At 70.7% G+C, this 19007-nt stretch carries 19 protein-coding genes, 1 pseudogene and 1 riboswitch; of the genes and pseudogenes, 7 read left to right on the plus strand and 13 right to left on the minus strand.

Annotated elements, in window-relative coordinates:
- Window positions 1-13: 13 nt before the first annotated feature.
- Genes cobM through BLS50_RS16810 form a run of 4 tightly spaced genes read right to left on the minus strand, consistent with a single transcriptional unit; the run spans window position 14 to window position 3863 of the window.
- Entirely contained in the window at window positions 14-742 is a 729-nt protein-coding gene (cobM, locus tag BLS50_RS16795) for a precorrin-4 C(11)-methyltransferase (protein WP_074802717.1), read from the minus strand.
- Between the two features lie 42 nt (window positions 743-784).
- Window positions 785-1516: a cobalt-precorrin-6A reductase gene (locus BLS50_RS16800; protein ID WP_027808539.1), complete on the minus strand. Its 732-nt coding sequence runs from the start codon at window positions 1514-1516 to the stop codon at window positions 785-787.
- Window positions 1513-2601, minus strand: a complete 1089-nt coding sequence (locus BLS50_RS16805) for a cobalt-precorrin-5B (C(1))-methyltransferase (protein ID WP_074802718.1) — start codon at window positions 2599-2601, stop codon at window positions 1513-1515. The genes BLS50_RS16800 and BLS50_RS16805 overlap by 4 nt, the downstream gene beginning before the upstream one ends.
- Window positions 2601-3863, minus strand: coding sequence for a bifunctional cobalt-precorrin-7 (C(5))-methyltransferase/cobalt-precorrin-6B (C(15))-methyltransferase (locus tag BLS50_RS16810; protein WP_074802719.1), 1263 nt, complete (start codon window positions 3861-3863; stop codon window positions 2601-2603). The genes BLS50_RS16805 and BLS50_RS16810 overlap by 1 nt, the downstream gene beginning before the upstream one ends.
- A gap of 202 nt (window positions 3864-4065) precedes the next feature.
- Window positions 4066-4256, plus strand: a riboswitch (cobalamin riboswitch).
- A 70-nt stretch (window positions 4257-4326) separates the two neighbouring features.
- Between BLS50_RS16810 and cobG the strand changes: the two genes are divergently transcribed.
- The 5 genes from cobG (at window position 4327) to BLS50_RS16835 (ending at window position 10484) form a co-directional block, all read left to right on the plus strand.
- The gene (gene cobG, locus BLS50_RS16815) at window positions 4327-5727 is read left to right on the plus strand and encodes a precorrin-3B synthase (protein WP_176934207.1); all 1401 of its coding nucleotides are present in this window, start codon (window positions 4327-4329) and stop codon (window positions 5725-5727) included.
- Entirely contained in the window at window positions 5720-6346 is a 627-nt protein-coding gene (locus tag BLS50_RS16820; protein WP_027808536.1) for a precorrin-8X methylmutase, read from the plus strand. Before cobG ends, BLS50_RS16820 begins: the two co-directional genes overlap by 8 nt.
- Window positions 6343-7077, plus strand: coding sequence for a precorrin-2 C(20)-methyltransferase (locus BLS50_RS16825; protein WP_074802720.1), 735 nt, complete (start codon window positions 6343-6345; stop codon window positions 7075-7077). Before BLS50_RS16820 ends, BLS50_RS16825 begins: the two co-directional genes overlap by 4 nt.
- Window positions 7074-8789, plus strand: a complete 1716-nt coding sequence (cobJ, locus tag BLS50_RS16830; protein ID WP_074802721.1) for a precorrin-3B C(17)-methyltransferase — start codon at window positions 7074-7076, stop codon at window positions 8787-8789. The genes BLS50_RS16825 and cobJ overlap by 4 nt, the downstream gene beginning before the upstream one ends.
- 339 nt (window positions 8790-9128) lie before the next feature.
- A complete protein-coding gene (locus tag BLS50_RS16835; protein WP_074802722.1) occupies window positions 9129-10484 on the plus strand; it encodes a chitinase in 1356 nt (451 codons plus the stop codon).
- 101 nt (window positions 10485-10585) lie between these two features.
- Here the strand turns inward: BLS50_RS16835 and BLS50_RS16840 are convergent, their stop codons facing one another.
- The 4 genes from BLS50_RS16840 to BLS50_RS16855 form a co-directional block, all read right to left on the minus strand.
- Window positions 10586-11329, minus strand: coding sequence for an IclR family transcriptional regulator (locus tag BLS50_RS16840; RefSeq protein ID WP_074802723.1), 744 nt, complete (start codon window positions 11327-11329; stop codon window positions 10586-10588).
- Window positions 11330-11389: 60 nt separating this feature from the next.
- A complete protein-coding gene (locus tag BLS50_RS16845) occupies window positions 11390-12556 on the minus strand; it encodes an acyl-CoA dehydrogenase family protein (RefSeq protein ID WP_027811168.1) in 1167 nt (388 codons plus the stop codon).
- A gap of 38 nt (window positions 12557-12594) precedes the next feature.
- On the minus strand, window positions 12595-13896 hold the full coding sequence (locus BLS50_RS16850; RefSeq protein WP_006476023.1) for a CitMHS family transporter: 1302 nt from the start codon (window positions 13894-13896) through the stop codon (window positions 12595-12597).
- Window positions 13897-14029: 133 nt separating this feature from the next.
- On the minus strand, window positions 14030-15184 hold the full coding sequence (locus BLS50_RS16855) for a CaiB/BaiF CoA transferase family protein (RefSeq protein WP_074802724.1): 1155 nt from the start codon (window positions 15182-15184) through the stop codon (window positions 14030-14032).
- 277 nt (window positions 15185-15461) lie between these two features.
- Between BLS50_RS16855 and BLS50_RS16860 the strand changes: the two genes are divergently transcribed.
- Both BLS50_RS16860 and BLS50_RS16865 read left to right on the plus strand, forming a co-directional pair.
- Window positions 15462-15722 (plus strand): hypothetical protein, encoded by a 261-nt coding sequence (locus tag BLS50_RS16860; protein ID WP_011545400.1) that lies wholly within the window; start codon window positions 15462-15464, stop codon window positions 15720-15722.
- Window positions 15723-15874: 152 nt separating this feature from the next.
- On the plus strand, window positions 15875-16297 hold the full coding sequence (locus tag BLS50_RS16865) for an NUDIX hydrolase (RefSeq protein ID WP_074802725.1): 423 nt from the start codon (window positions 15875-15877) through the stop codon (window positions 16295-16297).
- A 33-nt stretch (window positions 16298-16330) separates the two neighbouring features.
- Here the strand turns inward: BLS50_RS16865 and BLS50_RS16870 are convergent, their stop codons facing one another.
- The 5 genes and pseudogenes from BLS50_RS16870 to BLS50_RS16890 form a co-directional block, all read right to left on the minus strand.
- Complete coding sequence (locus BLS50_RS16870; protein ID WP_074802726.1) at window positions 16331-16657, minus strand: low molecular weight protein tyrosine phosphatase family protein; 327 nt, start codon at window positions 16655-16657, stop codon at window positions 16331-16333.
- Window positions 16658-16685: 28 nt separating this feature from the next.
- Window positions 16686-17318: a DUF1993 domain-containing protein gene (locus BLS50_RS16875; RefSeq protein ID WP_074802727.1), complete on the minus strand. Its 633-nt coding sequence runs from the start codon at window positions 17316-17318 to the stop codon at window positions 16686-16688.
- A 25-nt stretch (window positions 17319-17343) separates the two neighbouring features.
- On the minus strand, window positions 17344-17796 hold the full coding sequence (locus BLS50_RS16880; RefSeq protein WP_027808525.1) for a YaiI/YqxD family protein: 453 nt from the start codon (window positions 17794-17796) through the stop codon (window positions 17344-17346).
- Window positions 17797-17857: 61 nt separating this feature from the next.
- A complete protein-coding gene (locus BLS50_RS16885; protein ID WP_074802728.1) occupies window positions 17858-18466 on the minus strand; it encodes a vWA domain-containing protein in 609 nt (202 codons plus the stop codon).
- A gap of 68 nt (window positions 18467-18534) precedes the next feature.
- Window positions 18535-19007, minus strand: a pseudogene (locus BLS50_RS16890) (magnesium chelatase); the annotation flags it as partial.

The following is a 19007-nucleotide window of genomic DNA, read 5'->3' on the forward strand; positions in this document are numbered from 1 at the left end:
GGCGCAGGCGGGTTCAGCCCGCGCTCGCGTACAGCGTCGAATCCGCGAACCCTTCGGCGTCGAGCACGCGCCCGATCAGGATCAGCGCGGTGCGCGCGATCTGCGTGCCCTGCACCTTGCCGACGATGTCGGCCAGCGTGCCCGTCACGCGTTCCTCGTCGGGCCAGCTTGCGCGATAGATCACCGCCACCGGGCAATCGGCGCCGTAATGCGGCAGCACTTCGTCGACGATACGCGCGAGATGGCGCACGCCGAGATGGATCGCGAGCGTCGCACGATGCGCGGCGAGTGCGCCGAGCGCTTCGCCTTCCGGCATCGTCGTCTTGCCCGCGAAACGCGTGAGGATCACCGTTTGCGCGACGCCCGGCAGCGTCAGCTCGACGCCGAGCGTCGCCGCGCACGCGGCCGTGGCCGTCACACCCGGCACGATTTCGTACGGAATCCCGAGTGCTTTCAGGCGGCGGATCTGCTCGCCGATCGCACCATACAGCGACGGGTCGCCCGAATGCACGCGCGCGACGTCCTGCCCTTTCGCATGCGCGGCCGCGAGCAGCGCGACGATCGCGTCGAGGTCGAGTTCGGCCGTGTTGACGACCTGCTCCGCGCGATGACCGTCGAGCACGGCGGCCGGCACGAGCGAACCCGCATACAGGATCACCGGGCAGGTGCGCACGAGGCGCTGGCCCTTCACCGTGATCAGCTCCGGGTCGCCTGGGCCCGCGCCGATGAAATACACCGTCATCGAAATTTCTCCGTCAATGCGTTGGGTGACCGCTGCGCCACGTCAGGCGCGCGCGGCCGGATCGAGTGCGTCGATGAGTGCCGTGACCGAGTCGAACGCGCGGTCGGCATCGGGCAGCGGCGGCCGGCGCAGCATCACGACCGGCAGCCTGCGTTCGCGCGCGACGTCGAGCTTGGCCTCGGTGGCCGCGCCGCCGCTGTTCTTGCTGACGACGACGTCGATGCCCGCCAGCGCGAACAACGCGCGCTCGCCGTCGAGCGTGAACGGCCCGCGCGCGGCGACGACCTGCGCACGGGCGTTGCCGGGATGCGCATCGAGGCAGCGCACGAGCCAGAACTGGTGTGGCGGAATCGCGTCGAGATGCGCGAGCGGTTCGCGGCCGAGTGTGAACAGCGGGCGCCTGAACGGCGCGAGCGCGGCCTCGATACCGGCCCAATCGTCGACCATGCGCCAGTCGTCGCCCGGTTGCGGCGTCCACGGCGCGCGGCGCAGCGCCCATAAAGGCACGCCCGTGTCGCGCGTCGCCGCCGCGGCGTTCGCGCTGATTCGCGCGGCATACGGATGGGTTGCGTCGATCACGAGGCCGATACCCGCGTCGCGCAGATACGCGGTCAGCCCGGCTGCGCCGCCGAAACCGCCGACGCGCACGTCGCAGCGCAGATCGTCGGGCGTCTTGCCGAGTCCGGCGAGACTGTAGACATGATGCGGGCCGAGCGCGCGCGCGATCTTCAGCGCATCGCCGGTGCCGCCGAGCAGCAGGATGCGCGGGCTCATCGCGCCACCCCGACGAAGCGGCCCTGCCGGTCGATCGCGAACATCTCGACCGTGACCGACGGCGGCACGATGTTGCGTGCCACCCGCAGCGCATGCGCGCAGACGAGGTCACCAAGCGGCACGCCGTCTGCCTGCGCCAGTTTCAACGCTTCCTGGCTGGTGTTCGCCGCGCGCATCGCGGCCTGCAGCGCCTCGTTCGCGCCGGCTTCGGCCGCCCACTGCGCGAGCAGCGGCAGGTCGATGCTCGAATGGCGGCTGTGCAGGTCGAGATGGCCGGCCGCGAGCTTGCTCAGCTTGCCGAAGCCGCCGCACATCGACAGGCGCGCGACCGGCGCACGCCGCAGGTGCTTGAGCACCGCGCCCGCGAAATCGCCCATCTCGATCAGCGCCATGTCGGGCAACTGGTAGTGCGCGCGCATCGCGTCCTCGCTGGCGTTGCCCGTGCAGGCGGCGATATGCGCGATGCCGTTCGCCCGTGCGACTTCGATGCCCTGATGAATCGACGCGATATAGGCCGAACACGAGAACGGCCGCACGATGCCGGTCGTGCCGAGGATCGACAGGCCGCCGACGATGCCCAGGCGTGGGTTCATCGTCTTCAGCGCGAGCATCTCGCCGCCTTCGACGCCGATCGTCACGTCGAAGCCGCCCGCGTAGCCGTGTTCAGCGGCGAGCGCCTCGAGGTGGGTAGTCATCATCTGGCGCGGCACCGGATTGATCGCCGGTTCGCCGACCGGCAACGTCAGCCCCGCGCGCGTGACCGTGCCGACGCCCGGCCCGGCATGAAAGCGCACGCCGGGCGCCGCCGCGAGCGCGACGCGCGCGAAGATCAGCGCGCCATGCGTGACGTCCGGATCGTCGCCGGCATCCTTGATCGTGCCGGCTTCGGCGCCGTCGGCGGTCGTGCGGCAGAACTCGAGCCGCATCATCACGCGCTGCCCCTTCGGCAGCACGATCTCGACCGCGTCGTCCGCGTGACCCGCGAGCAGCAGCCGCGCTGCCGCGAGGGACGTCGCGGTCGCGCAGCTGCCGGTCGTGTAGCCGAAGCGCAGCGGCGCGGGTTGTTCGGGGGTTTCGTCGCGCATCACGCGTCCGTTGCGTTCGACGGATTCGACGAGCCGGCCGTGTCGGTCGCGTCTGCCGTGTCGGGCTTGCGCACGTCGTACAGCGTGACCGGCAACGGCTGCCGCCACGTGTCGAAGCGGCCGAGCGGTTCGGCATGCGCGAACGACACGCGCGTGAGCGTGCCGCCATGCGCGTCGCGCCACGCGGCGAGCGCCATCTCGCCCTGCAGCGTGACCGCGTTGGCGACCAGCCGGCCGCCGGGTTTCAACGAAGTCCAGCACGCGTCGAGCACGCCGGGCGCCGTCGCGCCGCCGCCGATGAAGATCGCGTTGGGCGCGGCGAGCCCCGCGAGCGCATCGGGCGCACGGCCCGCGACGAGTTGCAGGCCCGGCACACCGAGCGTATCGCGGTTGTGTTCGATGAAGCGCTGCCGCTCCGCATGCGCTTCGATCGCGATCGCCTGGCAGGATGGATGCGCGCGCATCCATTCGATGCCGATCGAGCCGCTGCCGGCGCCGACGTCCCACAGCAGTTCACCGGGCGCGGGCGCGAGACGCCCGAGCGTCATCGCACGCAGGTCGCGCTTGGTGAGCTGGCCGTCGTGGCGGTACGCATCGTCGGGCAGGCCGGGCGTGAGCGCGCGGCGCGGCGCGTCGGGGCCCGCCCGGCAATCGAGCGCGACGAGGTTGAGCGCGGCGGTTTCGTCGACGTGCCAGTCTTGCGCGAGGCCATCGATCCGTCGCTCGAGCGGGCCGCCGAGGTGTTCGAACACGCTGACGCGCGTCGGCCCGAAGCCGCGGGCGGCGAGTTCGGCCGCGACGGCGGCCGGCGTGCGGCCGTCGGCGCTCAGCACGAACAGGCGCCGGCCCGGCAGCAGATGGCGGGCCAGCGTCGCGAGCGGACGCCCGACGAGCGAAACCGCGCCGACGTCCTGCAGCGCCCAGCCGAGACGCGCCGCGGCGAGCGATAGCGATGACGGCGCGGGCAGCACGCGCCATTCGTCGGGAGAAAGCTGGCGGGCGAGCGTCGCGCCGACGCCGAACAGCATCGGGTCGCCGCTCGCGAGCACGCACACGGGCGCGCCGCGGCGGGCGAGCAGCCCCGACAGGTCGAACGGCGACGGCCATGCTTCGCGCGTCGCCCGCAGCCGCGCGGGCAGCATGTCGAGATGCCGGGTCGCGCCGACCACGTGCGTCGCATCGAGCAGCGCGCGCCGCGCGTGGCGTCCGAGCCCCGCGTAACCGTCGTCGCCGATGCCCACTACCGTCAGCCACGCCGTCATGCACCCTTCCCCATCGTTCAATTCCATCGTGTCGCCGCGCGGCCGTGAAAGCGCCGGTGCAGCCGTCCGCATTGCGAAAAACGGCATGGTACCGTGTTCCACCTCGCGTTTCATCTGCCGGCCCACCCGCGCCCGGCCGCTGCCCGCTTCACCCGCCGCGAACGGCCGACCGGTCGCGAATCGCGGCCGAAATCGGGTATCCTACGGCCGTTCGTTCGCCGGTGCCCTTCGGGGCCGAAGAGGGAACACAGGGCGCCCCGCGCGCCGCTGTGGCTGCCCCCGCAACTGTAGACAGCGAGCCGAGCTCCCCCTCATGCCACTGGTTTCACCGGGAAGGCCGGGAGCCGGCGCCGACCTGTCAGCCAGGAGACCTGCCGGCCAGAAAGTGCGTGCGTGCCAGTCGGCGTCGGGCGGGGTGTACCGATGCGTTGGCCGCGGCGCCACACACTGTCCCGGTATCCCGTTGAATTCCGCCCCCGCTTCGATTCTTGCGTCGCCCGTCGTGCGCCCGTCGGCCTGCCCGGGGCTCGTGCGCGTGGTCGCGGCCGCCGACGGCGGGCTGTGCCGGATCAAGCTGCCGGGCGGCCGGCTCGACGCACATCAGGCACGCGCGATCGCCGCCGCCGCGCGCCGGTACGGGTCCGGCGCGATCGATGCGACCAATCGCGCGAATCTCCAGTTGCGCGGCATTCGCGACGACGCGGCCGATGCGCTCGCGCACGCGTTGCTCGACGCAGGGCTCGGCCCGCGCGCAAGCGCCGGCAACGTCACCGACGATACGGCCGCGCTCGCGGCGAGCGACGATGTTCGCAACGTGCTGCTGAGCCCGCTCGCCGGGCACGACCCGGCCGCGCTCGTCGATAGCCACGCGCTGGCCGTGCCGCTGCTCGACATGCTGGCGAGCGAGCCGCGCCGCGGTGAACTGTCGCCGAAATTCTCGATCCAGCTCGATGGCGGCGAAGCGGTCGCGGCGCTCGATCATCCGCACGACATCTGGCTGGCCGCATGGCGCCGCGCCGACGGCGCGGTACGTCTCGCGGCGGGGCTGGCCGGCTGTCCGCCGGTCGCGCACGGCGACCGGCCCGCTGCGGTCGACGTGTCGCCGGAACAGGGCGCCGCATTGGTGCGCGCGCTGCTGCTCGCGTTCCTCGATCTCGCGCCGGCCGACGTCACGCGGATGCGCGCGTTGCTGGCGACGTGCGACGAACGCACGCTGCTCGCGCGCGCCGCGCACTACCTGCCCTTCCCGCTCGCGGCCGATCCGGCGCTTGCCGACTGGCGGCGCACGCGTGCCGACCCCGCCTTGCGTTTCGGCGCGGCTCCGTCGCGCGACGCGGCGCGCTGCAGCGTGGGCGCGCAATTTGTACTCGGGCGGCTCGACGCGGCGCAACTGGATCGGCTCGCCGCACTGGCCGAGGCCGACGGCGACGGCACGCTGTCGATGACGCCGTGGCAAGGCGTGTTCATGCACGGCGTGCCGAACGAACGCGCGGCGGCGATGCGCGCAGCACTCGCGTCGCTCGGCCTCGTGTGCGCAACGTCCGACCCGCTCGCGACACTCGTCGCCTGCACCGGCAGCGCCGGCTGCGCGAAAGCGCGCGCCGATACGAAACACGATGCGCTCGCGCTCGCCGCGCGCGTCGGCCATCCGCTCGACGTGCACCTGACCGGTTGCGAGCGCCACTGTGCGCTGCCGCATCCCGCCGCGCATACGCTCGTCGCGGTGGCGCCCGCGCACTACGACCTTTACCGGCGCGACGCGGCCGCGGGCCTCGGCGCCCCGCTCGCGCGCCATCTGACGATCGACCAGGCCGCGGTCCGACTCATGGACGCGCGGCACAGCCAGGACACCACCGATGCTTGACTACATTCGCGACGGGCAGGAAATCTACCGCCAGTCGTTCGCGACGATCCGCGCCGAGGCCGACCTGTCGCAGATTCCGCCCGATCTCGAGAAACTCGCGGTGCGCGTGATCCACGCGTGCGGGATGGTCGACGTCGTGTACGACCTGCGCTTCTCGGCCGGCGCCGGCACGGCCGGCCGCACGGCGCTCGCGGCCGGCGCGCCGATCCTGTGCGATGCGAGGATGGTCGCCGAGGGCATCACGCGTGCGCGGCTGCCGGCGGCCAACCGCGTGATCTGCACGCTCGGCGAGCCGGAGGTGCCCGACCTCGCGCGCGACCTCGGCAACACGCGTTCGGCCGCCGCGCTCGAACTGTGGCGCCCGCATCTCGCGGGCAGCGTCGTCGTGATCGGCAATGCGCCGACGGCGCTGTTCCACCTGCTCGACATGATCGACGCCGGCGCGCCGCGGCCCGCGCTGATCCTCGGTTTCCCGGTCGGCTTCATCGGCGCGGCCGAATCGAAGGCGATGCTCGACGCCGACAGCCGCGGCGTGCCGTACGTCGCGCTGCTCGGCCGGCGCGGCGGCAGCGCGATGGCCGCCGCCGCGGTCAATGCGCTTGCAACGGAGGTCGAATGACGACCACGCGTGGACAGCTGTTCGGGGTCGGCGTCGGCCCCGGCGATCCCGAGCTGATGACGATCAAGGCGCTACGCGTGCTGCAGGCGGCGCCGGTGGTCGCGTATTTCGTCGCGAAGGGCAAGAAAGGCAACGCGTACGGCATCGTCGAAGCGCACCTGCTCGACGGGCAGACGCAGCTGCCGCTGGTCTACCCGGTGACGACCGAGGCACTGCCGCCGCCGCTCTGCTACGAGACGGTGATCGCCGATTTCTACGACACCGCGGCCGAGATCGTCGCGGCGCACCTCGATGCGGGCCGTGACGTCGCGGTGATCTGCGAAGGCGATCCGTTCTTCTACGGTTCGTACATGTACCTGCACGACCGCCTCGCACCGCGTTACGACACCGAGGTGATCCCGGGCGTATGCGCGATGCTCGGCGGCACGGCCGTGCTCGGCCAGCCGCTCGTCTATCGCAACCAGAGCCTGTCGGTGCTGTCGGGCGTGCTGCCCGAGCATGAACTGCGCGAGCGGCTCGCGCGGGCCGACGCGGCCGTCGTGATGAAGCTCGGCCGCAATTTCGACAAGGTGCGGCGCGTGCTCGACGAACTCGGGCTCGCGAAGCGCGCGCTGTACGTCGAGCGCGCGACGATGGCGAACCAGCGCATCGTGCCGCTCGACGAGGTCGATCCGATGGCGTCGCCGTATTTCTCGCTGCTCGTCGTGCCGGGGGAAAAATGGCAAGGATGATGACCCCGCCCGCGATCGTGATCCTCGGCGCGGGCGCGCTCGATACCGCGCGACGCATCCAGGCGCGTTATCCGGGCGCCCGGGTGCACGGTCTCGCGTCGCGCGTCGACGCCGACGCCGACGTGCCGTTCGACGAACTCGGCGCGCACCTGCGTGAACTCTATGCGCGCGGCCTGCCGATCGTCGCGCTGTGCGCGGCCGGCATCGTGATCCGCTGCCTCGCGCCCGCGCTCGCCGACAAGGGCGTCGAGCCGCCGGTGCTCGCGGTCGCGGAGGACGGCTCGGCCGTCGTGCCGCTGCTCGGCGGACTGACCGGCGTCAACGTGATCGCGCGCGAAATCGCCGAATGCGTTGGCGTCGCGCCGGCGATCACGACGAGCGGCGAACTGCGCTTCGGCGCGTGCGTGCTCAATCCGCCGGAAGGCTATGCGCTCGCCGATCTCGCGCAGGGCAAGCGCTTCGTGTCCGACCTGCTCGCGGGCGCGTCGACGCGCGTCGACGGCGCGGCGCCGTGGCTCGACGACGTCGCGCTGCCCCGTGATACCGCGGCCGCGCACGCGATTCGCGTGACGCCCGATGCGTGGCGCGGCGCGCGCGACGAGCTCGTGATTCATCCGCGCAGCGTGGTGGTTGGTGTTGCCGCGGATGCCGTGCATGCAGGCGAAGCGCTTGCCGCACGCATCGAAGCCATGCTCGACGCACAGGGCCTCGCACGGCTGGCGCTCGCGGCCATCGTCGCGCCGTCGTCGGCGATCGGCGAACCCGCATTGGAAGAAGCGGCGAGCACGCTCGACGTGCCGCTGCGTTTCGTCGATGGCGATCGCGACGCGCCTGCCGACGCCAGCACGCTGCTCGGCCGCGCGCTGCGCGTCACCCACACGATGCGTGCGGCATCGCACGGTCTCGCGTGCGCGGTCGCATCGCAGCCGGTCGACCCCGCCACGCTCGGCCGTGCGCGCGGCCGCCTGACGGTGCTCGGTCTCGGCCCGGGCGGCGCCGCATGGCTCACGCCGGCCGCGCGCGCGGCGCTCGCGGACGCGACCGACATCCTCGGCTATACGACCTACGTGAACATGGCCGGCCCGTTTCGGGCAGACCAGCGCGTGCACGGCACCGACAATCGCGAGGAAATGCAGCGCGCGCGCCATGCGTTCGAACTGGCGGCCGAGGGCCGGCGCGTCGCGGTCGTCTCGTCGGGCGACCCCGGCGTCTTCGCGATGGCCGCGGCCGTGCTCGAAGCGCTCGACGAAGCGCGCGACCCGCAATGGGCCGCGGTCGACCTGCGCGTGGAGCCCGGCATCTCGGCGTCGCTCGCCACCGCCGCGCAGGCCGGCGCACCGCTCGGCCACGATTTCTGCGCGATCTCGCTGTCGGACAACCTGAAGCCGTGGGGCGTGATCGAGACGCGCCTGCAACACGCGGCGCAAGCCGATCTCGTGATGGCGTTCTACAACCCGATTTCGCGCGCGCGGCCGTGGCAGCTCGACCGTGCGCTCGACATCGTGCGCGCGCATCGTGCGGCCGATACGGTGGTCGTGCTCGGCCGCGACATCGGCCGGCCGGGCGCGACGCTTTCGACCACGACTCTCGGCGCGCTGCGCGGCGACCAGGTCGACATGCGCACGATGGTGATCGTCGGCTCGTCGACGACGCGGCGCTTCGCGATCGGCAACGCACGCGAATGGGTCTATACGCCGCGCTGGTATCGCTGAACGCCGCGGCGCGCGTATTGAAATCCGGCGCTGCTCGCGTGAATGCCGACGCACACGAGCCGCTGAGCGGTATGCCGGTGCATCACCGGTTCGCTGGAACCGGTCCATCCGCGCGCCATGGCGCGAGCAGCCGGAAAAAGTGCCCGCCCCGCGTTTCGCAACGCGACCGAATCGGCAAGATCGTTACGTATCGGGAATCGAATAACAAAAAGAAGTATCCCTAAATTCCCTATTCGACGCGAATACTCCAAGATAGGCACGCCGCCGACGGGACAGGTGCCTGCCCATCGGCGGCGATACGCAGGCCAGCGTATCCCTCTTCCACTTGGAGAACACAGAATGAACAACAATGTGTTGCCGCGTTTCGTTCCGCGTGCGTTTGCCGCGGGTTGTCTGCTCGCGATGGCGAGCGTGTCGCACGGTGCCGGCGTCTATGCACCCTTTGTCGACGTGACGCTCTATCCGACACCGTTGGTCGATCAGATCGGCGTGCGCCAGGGCATCCAGCAGTTCACGCTCGCGTTCGTGGTCGCGGGCAACGGCTGCGTGCCGTCGTGGGGCGGCGTGCAGCCGATCGGCAACGGCGCGAGCGGCGGGCTGCTGACCGCGCTGTCCACGTCGATCGCGAGCTACCGCGCGAAAGGCGGCGAAGTCGCCGTGTCGTTCGGCGGCGCGAACGGCACGCCGCTGATGCAGGCCTGCTCGACGGTTCCCGCGCTGAAGAGCGCGTACCAGACGGTGATCGACACGTACGGCCTCACGCATATCGATTTCGACATCGAGGGCGCGTCGCAGCAGGACACGGCTGCGGTCGCGCGCAACTTCCAGGCGGTCGCGCAACTGCAGGCCGACTACGCGGCGAAAGGCAAGCCGCTGCACGTGACGCTGACGCTGCCGACGATGCCGACCGGGCTCACCCAGGACGGCGTGAACGTCGTCAACGCGGCCATCGCGAACAAGACCACGTTCGATGCGGTCAACGTGATGGCGATGGATTACGGCCCCGCGAACATCGACATGGGCGCCGCCGCGATCAGCGCCGCGCAGGCGCTCTACTCGCAGCTCGACACGGCGTTCAAGTCGGCCGGCCAGCCGAAGACCAACGCGCAGCTGTGGCAGATGGTCGGCGTCACGCCGATGATCGGCGTGAACGACGTGCAAGGCGAAACGTTTACGCTCGCGAATGCGCAGACCGTGCTGAACGCGGCAATCGCGAACGGCTACGGTTTCTTCGGCAACTGGTCGGTCGGCCGCGATCAGGCGTGCCCGTCCGGCGGCACGTATGCATCGCCGACCTGCTCGGGCGTCGCGCAGCAGCCGTACGCGTTCGCGGCGATCTTCAAGAAGCTCGACGGCAAGTGGGGCGCGGGCGTCACGCAGGACCCGAACTACGGCGGCGGCTCGGACGGCGGTACGCCGCAGCCGGGCGCACCGTGGGCGGCCGGCCAGGTCTATACGGCCGGCGCGACGGTCACCTACCAGGGCACGACGTATCAGGCGCAGTGGTGGACGCAGGGCGACGTGCCCGGCCAGGCGGCCGTGTGGAAGCCGATCGGCGGCGGCACGCCCGCGTGGTCGGCGACGACCGCCTACCAGGGCGGCACGTGCGTGACGTACCAGGGCGCGAAGTATTGCGCGAAATGGTGGACGCAGGGCGACAACCCGAGCGCGGGCGGCGTGTGGGTGAAGTCGTGACGTTGCGACGCGCTCGCGCGTGACGTACGGCGGGCCGTTTCCGGCGTGGCAGGACCGAACGCCGGAACGGCCCGCTGCCGATGCCGGCGCGCGCCGCTGCCCTACCCGCGCGCGTGCTCGGCCAGCAGCCGTGCCTTCGCGTCGACGAGCAGCGCCGCATGCTTGTCGCGATGCTGGCGAATCCGCTCGGTCGGCCCGACGACCGACAGCCCGTACCAGTCGCCGTCGAGCGTCAGCGCCACCGCGAGCGCCGACAGCTCGGGCGCGCTCTCGCCGAAGTTCTCGGCCCAGCCGAGTTCGCGAAACCGCGCGGTCTGCGCGACGAGCGCCGCCAGGTCGGCCACCGTCGCATCGGTGAAGCGTTCGAACGGCAGTTGCGCGCCGAGCGCCTGCTGCGTATCGCTCGCGAGTTCCGCGAAGATCGCCTTGCCGATCGAGTTCGCGTGCAGCGGGCGCAGCTCGCCCGGCTGGCGCGTATAGCGGATCGCCTGCTCCGATTCGACGACGTCGAGGTACGTGACCGACACACCCTGGATCTTGCCGAGCACGGCGGTTTCGCGGCTCGCGTCGCGCAGCGCGACGAGGTGCGGATGCACGATGTCGACGACCGGATCGGTCGCGTCGATCGCGGCGGCGACCGTCTGCAGGCGCCGCGTCGGGTAGTAGCCGCCGCGCTTGCGCACTTCGTACAGGTAGCCGCGGCTCACGAGCGTGCGCGCCATCGCGAGGCAGCTCGACGCCGGCACGTTGAGCAGGCGCGCGAGTTCGGTGAGCGGCAGCGGCCGCCGTTCGGCGGCGAACAGCTCGAACAGGTCGAGCGTGCGGGCAACGAGTTTGACGTCCATGACGAGCGCTTGATTCGGAACGGGAAACCGCGCGCCGGGCGGGCCGCCGGGGCGCTACGGTCAGTATGACTTCGGCAGCCCGAGCACCTTCTCCGCGATGTAGCACAGGATCAGTTGCGGGCTCACGGGCGCGAGCCTCGGAATCATACACTCGCGCAGATAGCGCTCGACATGATATTCCTTCGCGTACCCCATCCCGCCGTGCGTCGCGATCGCCGTCTGGCAGGCCTGGAACGCGGCTTCCGCGCCGAGGTATTTCGCCGCGTTCGCCTCCGCGCCGCACGATTGACCCGCGTCGTAGCGCGTCGCGGCCTTCATCACCATCAGCCATGCGGCCTCGAGCTGCATCCACGCCTGCGCGAGCGGATGCTGGATCGACTGGTTCTGCCCGATCGGCCGGCCGAACACCACGCGCTCGCACGCATACTGCGTCGCGCGGCGCAGCGCGGCCTGCCCGAGGCCGATCGCCTCCGCGGCGATCAGGATGCGTTCGGGGTTCAGGCCGTGCAGCAGATAGCGGAAGCCGTCGCCTTCGTTGCCGATCAGGTCGTCGCGCGACACGCGCAGGTTGTCGATGAACAGCATGTTCGAATCGACCGCCTTGCGGCCCATCTTCTCGATCTCGCGCACCTCGACGCGCGAACGGTCGAGATCGGTATAGAACAGGCTCAGCCCGTCGGTCGGCTTCGCGACCTGGTCGAGCGGCGTCGTGCGCGCGATGATCAGCATCTTGTTCGCCACCTGCGCGGTCGAGATCCAGATCTTGCGCCCGCTCAGCACGTAGTGATCGCCGTCGCGGCGCGCCTGGGTGGTCAGGTGCGTGGTGTCGAGCCCGGCGTCGGGTTCCGTCACCGCGAAGCACGCCTTGTCGCGCCCGGCGATCAGCGGCGGCAGGAAGCGCGCCTTCTGCGCATCGTTGCCGAACACCTGCACCGGGTTCAGCCCGAAGATGTTCATGTGGACGGCCGATGCGCCGGACAAGCCAGCGCCCGACGCGCTGATCGTGCGCATCATCAGCGCCGCCTCGGTCATCCCGAGCCCGGCTCCGCCGTAAGCCGGGTCCATCGCGATGCCGAGCCAGCCGGCCTCGGCGAGCGCCGCGTGGAAGTCGGCCGGAAATCCGCCGGCGCGATCGCGTTCGAGCCAGTAGTCGTCGCCGAAGCGCTCGCAGATTTTCTCGATCGCGCTTTCGATCGCGCGCTGGTCGTCGGTCAGGTCGAACTGCATGGACTGCTCTCCCGAAAAAACGTGAACGGCCGCGCCGCTCACAATGGAAACACGCCCGTCGCGACCGCGGCGAAGACCATCAGCACGGTGGCGGCGAACAGGAACGGAATCGTGAATTTCTGGTGCTCGGCGAGCTCGACGCCGGTCAGCCCGACGATCAGGAACGTCGCGGGCGTGAGCGGGCTGACCGGAAAACCGGTCGTCATCTGGCCGAGCAGCGCGGCCTGCGCCATCTGGATCGGTGGCACGCCGAGCAGCTTGCCGCTCTCCGCGAGCACCGGCAGCACGCCGAAGTAGAACGAATCGGGATCGAACAGCAGGCTGAGCGGCATCGACAGCAGCCCGAGCACGAACGGCATGTGGCGCGCATGCTCGACGGGCACGTGCGCGACGACGACCTCGGCCATCGCCTTCAGCATCCCGGTGCCGGACATGATGCCGGTGAACGCGCCGGCCGCGAGCAGCACGCTCGCCATCATCAGCGCGGCCTTCGCATGCGCGTCGATCCGTTCGCGCTGCGCCTGCACGTCCGGGTAATTGATCACGAGCGCGGCGACCGTGCCGAGCATGAACATCACCATCGGGTCGACGATGCCGGACACCAGCGTGACGAGCACGACGAGCGTGAGCGCGACGTTGATCCCGAAGCGGCCCGGCCGGCGCAACGCGCGTTCGGCATCGGTCAGCTCGCGCGGCGCGATCGCGAGCGCGGCCGCGCCGGCGCGGTCGAGCCCGAGCCGTTTCGCCTCGCGTACGCCAAGCACCCAGGCGGTGCCGAACACGAACGCGAGCCCGACGATCTGCACCGGGATCATCGGCGTGAAGATCGCCGAGCCGGGAATGTGCAGCGCCGCCGACGCGCGCAGCATCGGCCCGACCCATGGCAGGAAGTTGACGCCGGCCGCCATCGACGCGACGCACGCGAGAATGCGGCGATCCATCCCGAGCCGCGTATAGAGCGGCATCATCGCGGGCAGCGTGACGAGAAACGTGACGGCGCCCGAGCCGTCGAGATGGATCAGCAGCGCGAGCAGCGCCGAGCCCATCACGATGCGCGGCGGATGACAGCCGATCACGCGCAGCACGCCGGCGATGATCGGGTCGAGCATCCCCGCGTCGGTGAGGATTCCGAAAAATAGAATCGCAAAAACGAACATCCCGGCGATCGGGCCGATGTTCTGTACGCCGTGCACGACGAACTTGCCGGTCTGCAGCCCGAAACCGGCCGCGAGCGACGCGGCCACCGGCACGACGATCAGCGCGACGAGCGGCGACAACCGCTTCGTGATGATCAGGCCGAACAGCGCGACGATGGCGACCGCGCCGATCCATGCGAGCATGATGCGTCTCCTCTTCAGCCGGTGCGCATCGACGGGCATGTCGATGCGCGGGCCGGCGTGATGTCCGAATGATGGTGTGCGCGGCGCGTGGCCGGGCGCCGCAATGCGGCACGGCCGGCGGCCGCGATGCCGGTCAGGTCCGGCGGTTGTCGTTGTCGGCCGCGAACACCTGCGCCGCATGTTCGTTCAGCGCGGGCGGCGCGCGCCGGTACGTAGCCGGCGTGCGGCCGAGCTTGATCGGCGACGCGATGCCGCGATGCCGGCCCAGCTCGACCTTCATCCGCCGATGCGCGACATGCGGGTGGGCGAGCGCCGCATCGAGCCCGAGCACGGGCGCGCACGGCACGCCGCGGCGCATCAGTCGTTCGGCGAGCGTCGCGCCGTCGTGCGCGGCCAGCGCCGTTTCGAGCAGCGTGCGCAGCGCGGCGCGGTGCTGGCTGCGCGCGCGGTTGTCCGCGAAACGCGGATCGTCGAGCCAGTCGCGCGTGCCGAGCACGTCGCACAGCGCGGCGAACTGCCCGTTGTTGCCGACTGCCAGGAAGATGTCGACGCCCGCGGTCGGAAAGCTGTCGTACGGCGTGATGTTCGGATGCGCGTTGCCGGTGCGCACGGGCGCGTTGCCCGAATGGAAGAAGTTCGGCGTATGCGGATGCAGGATCGACAGCGCGCAGTCGAACAGCGTCGATTCGACGAACTGGCCGCGGCCGCTGGCGTCGCGTTCGCGCAGCGCCATCAGCACGCCGAGCGCCGCGTTCAGCCCCGTGACGAGATCGACGATCGGCACGCCGACGCGCAGCGGCGCGCCACCGGCTTCGCCGTTGACGCTCATCAGCCCGGCGAGCGCTTGCACGGCCGCGTCATAGCCCGGCAGCCCGCCGAGCGGGCCGTCCGCGCCGAAACCCGACACGCGGCAATAGACGAGGCGCGGAAACCGCGCATGCAGCGCGTCGAAGCCGAGCCCCCAGCGCTCCATCGTGCCGATCTTGAAGTTCTCGACGAGCGCGTCCGCGTGTTCGAGCAGCCCGAGCAGCCGCTCGCGATCGGCCGGCTGCGTCAGGTCGAGCGCGATGCCGAGCTTGTTGCGGTTCACGCCGAGGAAGTACGACGCGGTGTCGCCGTCGAACGGCGGGCCCCACGTGCGCGTCTCGTCGCCGGACGGCGGTTCGACCTTGATCACCTCCGCGCCGTGATCGGCGAGGATCTGGGTCGCGTACGGGCCGCCCAGCACCCGCGACAGATCGATGATGCGCAATCCCGCCAGCGCGCCCTGCTGCTCGTGTTCCGCCATGCGTCTCGCTCCTGGTTCCGGTTGATCGGACTGCCGGTTCCGGCGGCCCGGCGCTTGCACGCGGCTTCCCGGACTCGACGAATAATTCTTGTGTATGAATTTATATTCACACTGGGGAATCGTGTTGTCAAGCCCGGACGGACCCGGCTGCCGCGCGGAGAACGTCGCCGCGTGCAAGTGGGGACGACACCGAACACGGGCCGGTTGCGGTCGCGCCCCGCCGTTCGCTAAGCTGGCGGGCAATGTTCATCCCCATCAATGACAAGGCGAAATATTCATGAAACGGTTGTGGCTGGCGGCCTTCGTACTCGCATCGACGCTGGGCGTCGCGCACGCGCAAAAACAGACTTTCCACTTCGGCGAGGGACAAACCGGGGTATCGGGCGCGGCGCCGCACGCTGCCGCGCCCACCGCCCGGCCCGCGCCCGCACGCCGGCACGTCACCGCGCCGTCGCCGCATCACCGGCGTGCCGTTCACAAGCGCCGTCATTCGCGCCACGCGAAGCCGGCGCGCAGCGGAATCTATACGCACGCGTGAGCCGTCGTCCGTGGCACGACCGCGGTGCACGGAACTGTCATGAACGGCCGGTAACATCGGCGCGGCGGCCTGCATGCCGTCGCCGTCTGCTGCCGGCCCCCGCATGGCCGGCGCCGGTTTTTCTCCACGATTCAGCACCTGTTTTGCCGAACATGAGCACCGGGCCGGATACCCTCGCCGTCATCAAGGAACGCGCCACGATCGTGTGCCGCCAGCGCAGCAGCGTGCTGCTGGTCGCGCGCACCGCGGCGCGCTGGTCGCTGCCCGGCGGCACGATCCGGCGCGGCGAGACGCCGCTCCAGGCCGCGCAGCGGGAGCTCGCGGAGGAAACGCGGCTGGAGGGGCTCGCGCTCGACTACGCGGTGCAGTTCGGTGGGCTGACGAAGCTGCATCACGTGTTCGTGGCCGACGTGCCGGCGCACCTGACGCCGCGTGCCAGCAATGAGATCGCCCGTTGCAAGTGGTTCAGCGTCGACCGGCTCGACACGCTGCAGGCCAGCGTGCCGACGCGCAAGATCATCGAGCTGCTGCGGCTCGACTGTTTTTCTGCGTTCGCGAGCGGGCCGCTGCGCTGAGATCGATGTCGGCTCGGGCACCGATTGCGGCGATTACGCGCGCAGGAACGGGCCGGCCTTGCGTTCGAGCAGCGCGACCAACTCGGGCTGCATGAACGCATAGCGATCGGGAATGTCGAGGCAGACGATCTTCCGGTGCTTCAGATGCGCGCCGAATTGCGCCGACAGCCGCGCCTGGTGCGCGCGCTCCATCACGAACACGATGTCCGCCCAGTCGAGTTGCTCGACGGAGAGCCGCACGTCCGCGTCGGGCGCGAGGCCCGCGGAGTCGGTTTCGATGCCGGGCCACGCGGCGAACACAGCTTCGGCCGTCGGGCTGCGCAGCCGGTTGCGGCTGCAGACGAACAGTGCCCGTGTCATGTCGCTGCGCGGCGCCCGAGGGGGCGGCTCACCCTTGCGGAATCGTGCCCGGCCGCACGTACGCGAGCATGTGCGGCACGTAATCGGCCTTGCCGAGTTCGACGCCGTGATGGCGCAGGATCGCGTACGCGGCGATCGCGTGGAAGTAGAACTGCGGCAGCGCCCAGTCGCGCGCGTACTGTTCGCCCGTCATGTCGAACGCGATCCCGTTCGGCAGTTCGAGCGCGATCGGCCGCGCGGCGGCGCCATCGAGCGCATCGGGTGCGAGTTCGCCGAGAAAGGTGAGCGTACCGGCGATGATCGCCTGTGCATCGGCCGGCGAACCGGGTTGCGCATCGGCGTTCCAGCCCGCCTCGCGCAGGGCCAGCAATGCCGCCGGCAGCGGCTCGCCGCGCAGCCGGTAAACCGGCTCCATCGCCTGGAAACACGAGAAGCGCACCTGGGCGGCGAGCGGATACATGTCGGGGGCGAGCCTCAGCGTCATCGCCGCGTCGGGTTCGTCGCCCGCGGCCTGCCGATGGGCGACCGCCTTATCGAGCCATGCGGACTGTGCGCGCAGCATCTGGGTGTAGGTCGGAACGAGAAGTTGGGTGGGTGACACGCATGCGCTCCTGTGTTGGGGTTCTCGCCCCACGATAGCAGCGTCGGCGCGAACCTGCATCCTGGCCGGACGCCAACACGTGCTGCTACGGCTTGCCGTGCCGCGCCAGGAAGCGGTCGAACTGCGACGCGAACGTCTTGCCGTCGCGCGCGCTGAACGGCGCCGGCCCGCCCGTATCGATGCCGGCGCTGCGCAACTGGTCCATCATCGCGCGTGTCGACAGGCGCTCCTCGATGTTCTCGCGGCTGAACCAGTTGCCGCGCGGGTCGAGCGCGTGCGCGCCCTTGTCGAGCACGGCGGCGGCCAGCGGGATGTCCGCGGTGATCACGAGGTCGCCCGGCTCCGCCAGCTCGACGATGCGCGCGTCGGCCACGTCGAAGCCGGCCGGCACCTGCACGGCCTTGATGAACGGCGACGGCGGCGTGCGCAGAAACTGGTTCGCGACCAGCGTCACGCAGATTTCGGCACGGCGCGCGGCGCGAAACAGCATGTCCTTGATGACGGCGGGACACGCGTCGGCATCGACCAGTACTTGCATGGCGGGGGTTTCCAGTGAGCGGAAGCAGAAGCGGCGATCATAGCGCACCGCCGGCCGGCCATCAGCCGGCGAGATCGGTGCGAAGCGCGTCGGCCGTCATCCACTGCGCGCCCCACGCCGCGGCGAGCCGCGCACCCTGCCCGATCCGCACGGCCGCATCGTCGAAGTCGACGAACACGACGTGATCGGCCGCCGCGGGTTTGGCCGGCGTCTCGCGCGTGCGCCCGTCGGACAGCACCCACAGCCAGCGCTCCTTGCCGGGCTCGCGGCGAGCAGCGCTGGCAAGCAACTGCGCGGCGGCCGCGATGCCGTCCGCGAGCGGCGTACCGCCGCCGCCGTCGACCGGTTCGAGCCAGCGCGCGTTCCACCAGCGCGGCACGGCCGGGCCGAAGCGCCGCGCGGCGCCTTGGCCGCCGAAGCAAATCAGCGCGGTTTCGACCCGCTCACGCGCGGCCTGATCGAAATACGCGACGATCAGCCCCTTCGCGAGCGCGAGCCGCTCGTGCGACAGCATCGACGCCGAACAGTCGAGCACGAAACAATGCAGCGCACGCGGCGTGCCCGCGCGTTTCCCGAAGCGCAGATGCTCGCGATGCAGCGGGCCGCCGCGTTTCGCGGCGAGCGTCGCCGGCCAAGCGACGGCCGTGCCGGCGCGCACCGTGCCCGGCACGCGCGCGGCCGCGCCTGACTGCCATCGAGGACCGCGAATCGCGTTCGCGGCGGCGCCGGCTCGATGGCTCAGCGTTTTTTTAGCGGCAGCGGCACGACGCTTTTCACGTCGCGCAGCCCGGCCGGTTCGGGCGGCAAGTAGCCCCAGTCGCCTTGCGATGCGGCCGCGTCGGCCTTCGTGTCGTCCTGTCGCTTGTCAGGCTGCCGTGGTGTGTCCGACCGCGAACGATCGTCGCGCTCGCTCCCTTGTTGCGATGACTGCTGCGACGGCGGCGGCCCCGCATGGCGCCGGTGCCGCAGCACGGCTTCGGCCACGCGCGCCACATGCGACACCGTCACCGCGTCGGCCTGTTCCAGTGCGGCCAGCGCACGCGCGGCGCGCAGCATCACGAGATCGGCCCGCAACCCGTCGACGGCCGCGTCGATGCACAGTGCGCTGACGTGCGCATGGACCGCATCGTCGAAATCGAGCGCCGGCAGCCGCGCGCGCGCCGCATGAATGCGGTCCGCGAGTTCTCGCTGGGCCGCCGCGTGACGCGCGC

Source organism: Burkholderia orbicola, assembly GCF_900100915.1.
Classification (GTDB): Bacteria; Pseudomonadota; Gammaproteobacteria; order Burkholderiales; family Burkholderiaceae; genus Burkholderia; species Burkholderia orbicola.

What these genes read in the sequence shown, in the direction of transcription:
- cobM (WP_074802717.1), bottom strand. Translation starts at nt 742, where the DNA reads ATGACGGTGTATTTCATCGGCGCGGGCCCAGGCGACCCGGAGCTGATC.
- BLS50_RS16800 (WP_027808539.1), bottom strand. Translation starts at nt 1,516, where the DNA reads ATGAGCCCGCGCATCCTGCTGCTCGGCGGCACCGGCGATGCGCTGAAG.
- BLS50_RS16805 (WP_074802718.1), bottom strand. Translation starts at nt 2,601, where the DNA reads ATGCGCGACGAAACCCCCGAACAACCCGCGCCGCTGCGCTTCGGCTAC.
- BLS50_RS16810 (WP_074802719.1), bottom strand. Translation starts at nt 3,863, where the DNA reads ATGACGGCGTGGCTGACGGTAGTGGGCATCGGCGACGACGGTTACGCG.
- BLS50_RS16820 (WP_027808536.1), top strand. Translation starts at nt 5,720, where the DNA reads ATGCTTGACTACATTCGCGACGGGCAGGAAATCTACCGCCAGTCGTTC.
- BLS50_RS16825 (WP_074802720.1), top strand. Translation starts at nt 6,343, where the DNA reads ATGACGACCACGCGTGGACAGCTGTTCGGGGTCGGCGTCGGCCCCGGC.
- cobJ (WP_074802721.1), top strand. Translation starts at nt 7,074, where the DNA reads ATGATGACCCCGCCCGCGATCGTGATCCTCGGCGCGGGCGCGCTCGAT.
- BLS50_RS16835 (WP_074802722.1), top strand. Translation starts at nt 9,129, where the DNA reads ATGAACAACAATGTGTTGCCGCGTTTCGTTCCGCGTGCGTTTGCCGCG.
- BLS50_RS16840 (WP_074802723.1), bottom strand. Translation starts at nt 11,329, where the DNA reads ATGGACGTCAAACTCGTTGCCCGCACGCTCGACCTGTTCGAGCTGTTC.
- BLS50_RS16845 (WP_027811168.1), bottom strand. Translation starts at nt 12,556, where the DNA reads ATGCAGTTCGACCTGACCGACGACCAGCGCGCGATCGAAAGCGCGATC.
- BLS50_RS16850 (WP_006476023.1), bottom strand. Translation starts at nt 13,896, where the DNA reads ATGCTCGCATGGATCGGCGCGGTCGCCATCGTCGCGCTGTTCGGCCTG.
- BLS50_RS16855 (WP_074802724.1), bottom strand. Translation starts at nt 15,184, where the DNA reads ATGGCGGAACACGAGCAGCAGGGCGCGCTGGCGGGATTGCGCATCATC.
- BLS50_RS16860 (WP_011545400.1), top strand. Translation starts at nt 15,462, where the DNA reads ATGAAACGGTTGTGGCTGGCGGCCTTCGTACTCGCATCGACGCTGGGC.
- BLS50_RS16865 (WP_074802725.1), top strand. Translation starts at nt 15,875, where the DNA reads ATGAGCACCGGGCCGGATACCCTCGCCGTCATCAAGGAACGCGCCACG.
- BLS50_RS16870 (WP_074802726.1), bottom strand. Translation starts at nt 16,657, where the DNA reads ATGACACGGGCACTGTTCGTCTGCAGCCGCAACCGGCTGCGCAGCCCG.
- BLS50_RS16875 (WP_074802727.1), bottom strand. Translation starts at nt 17,318, where the DNA reads ATGCAGGTTCGCGCCGACGCTGCTATCGTGGGGCGAGAACCCCAACAC.
- BLS50_RS16880 (WP_027808525.1), bottom strand. Translation starts at nt 17,796, where the DNA reads ATGCAAGTACTGGTCGATGCCGACGCGTGTCCCGCCGTCATCAAGGAC.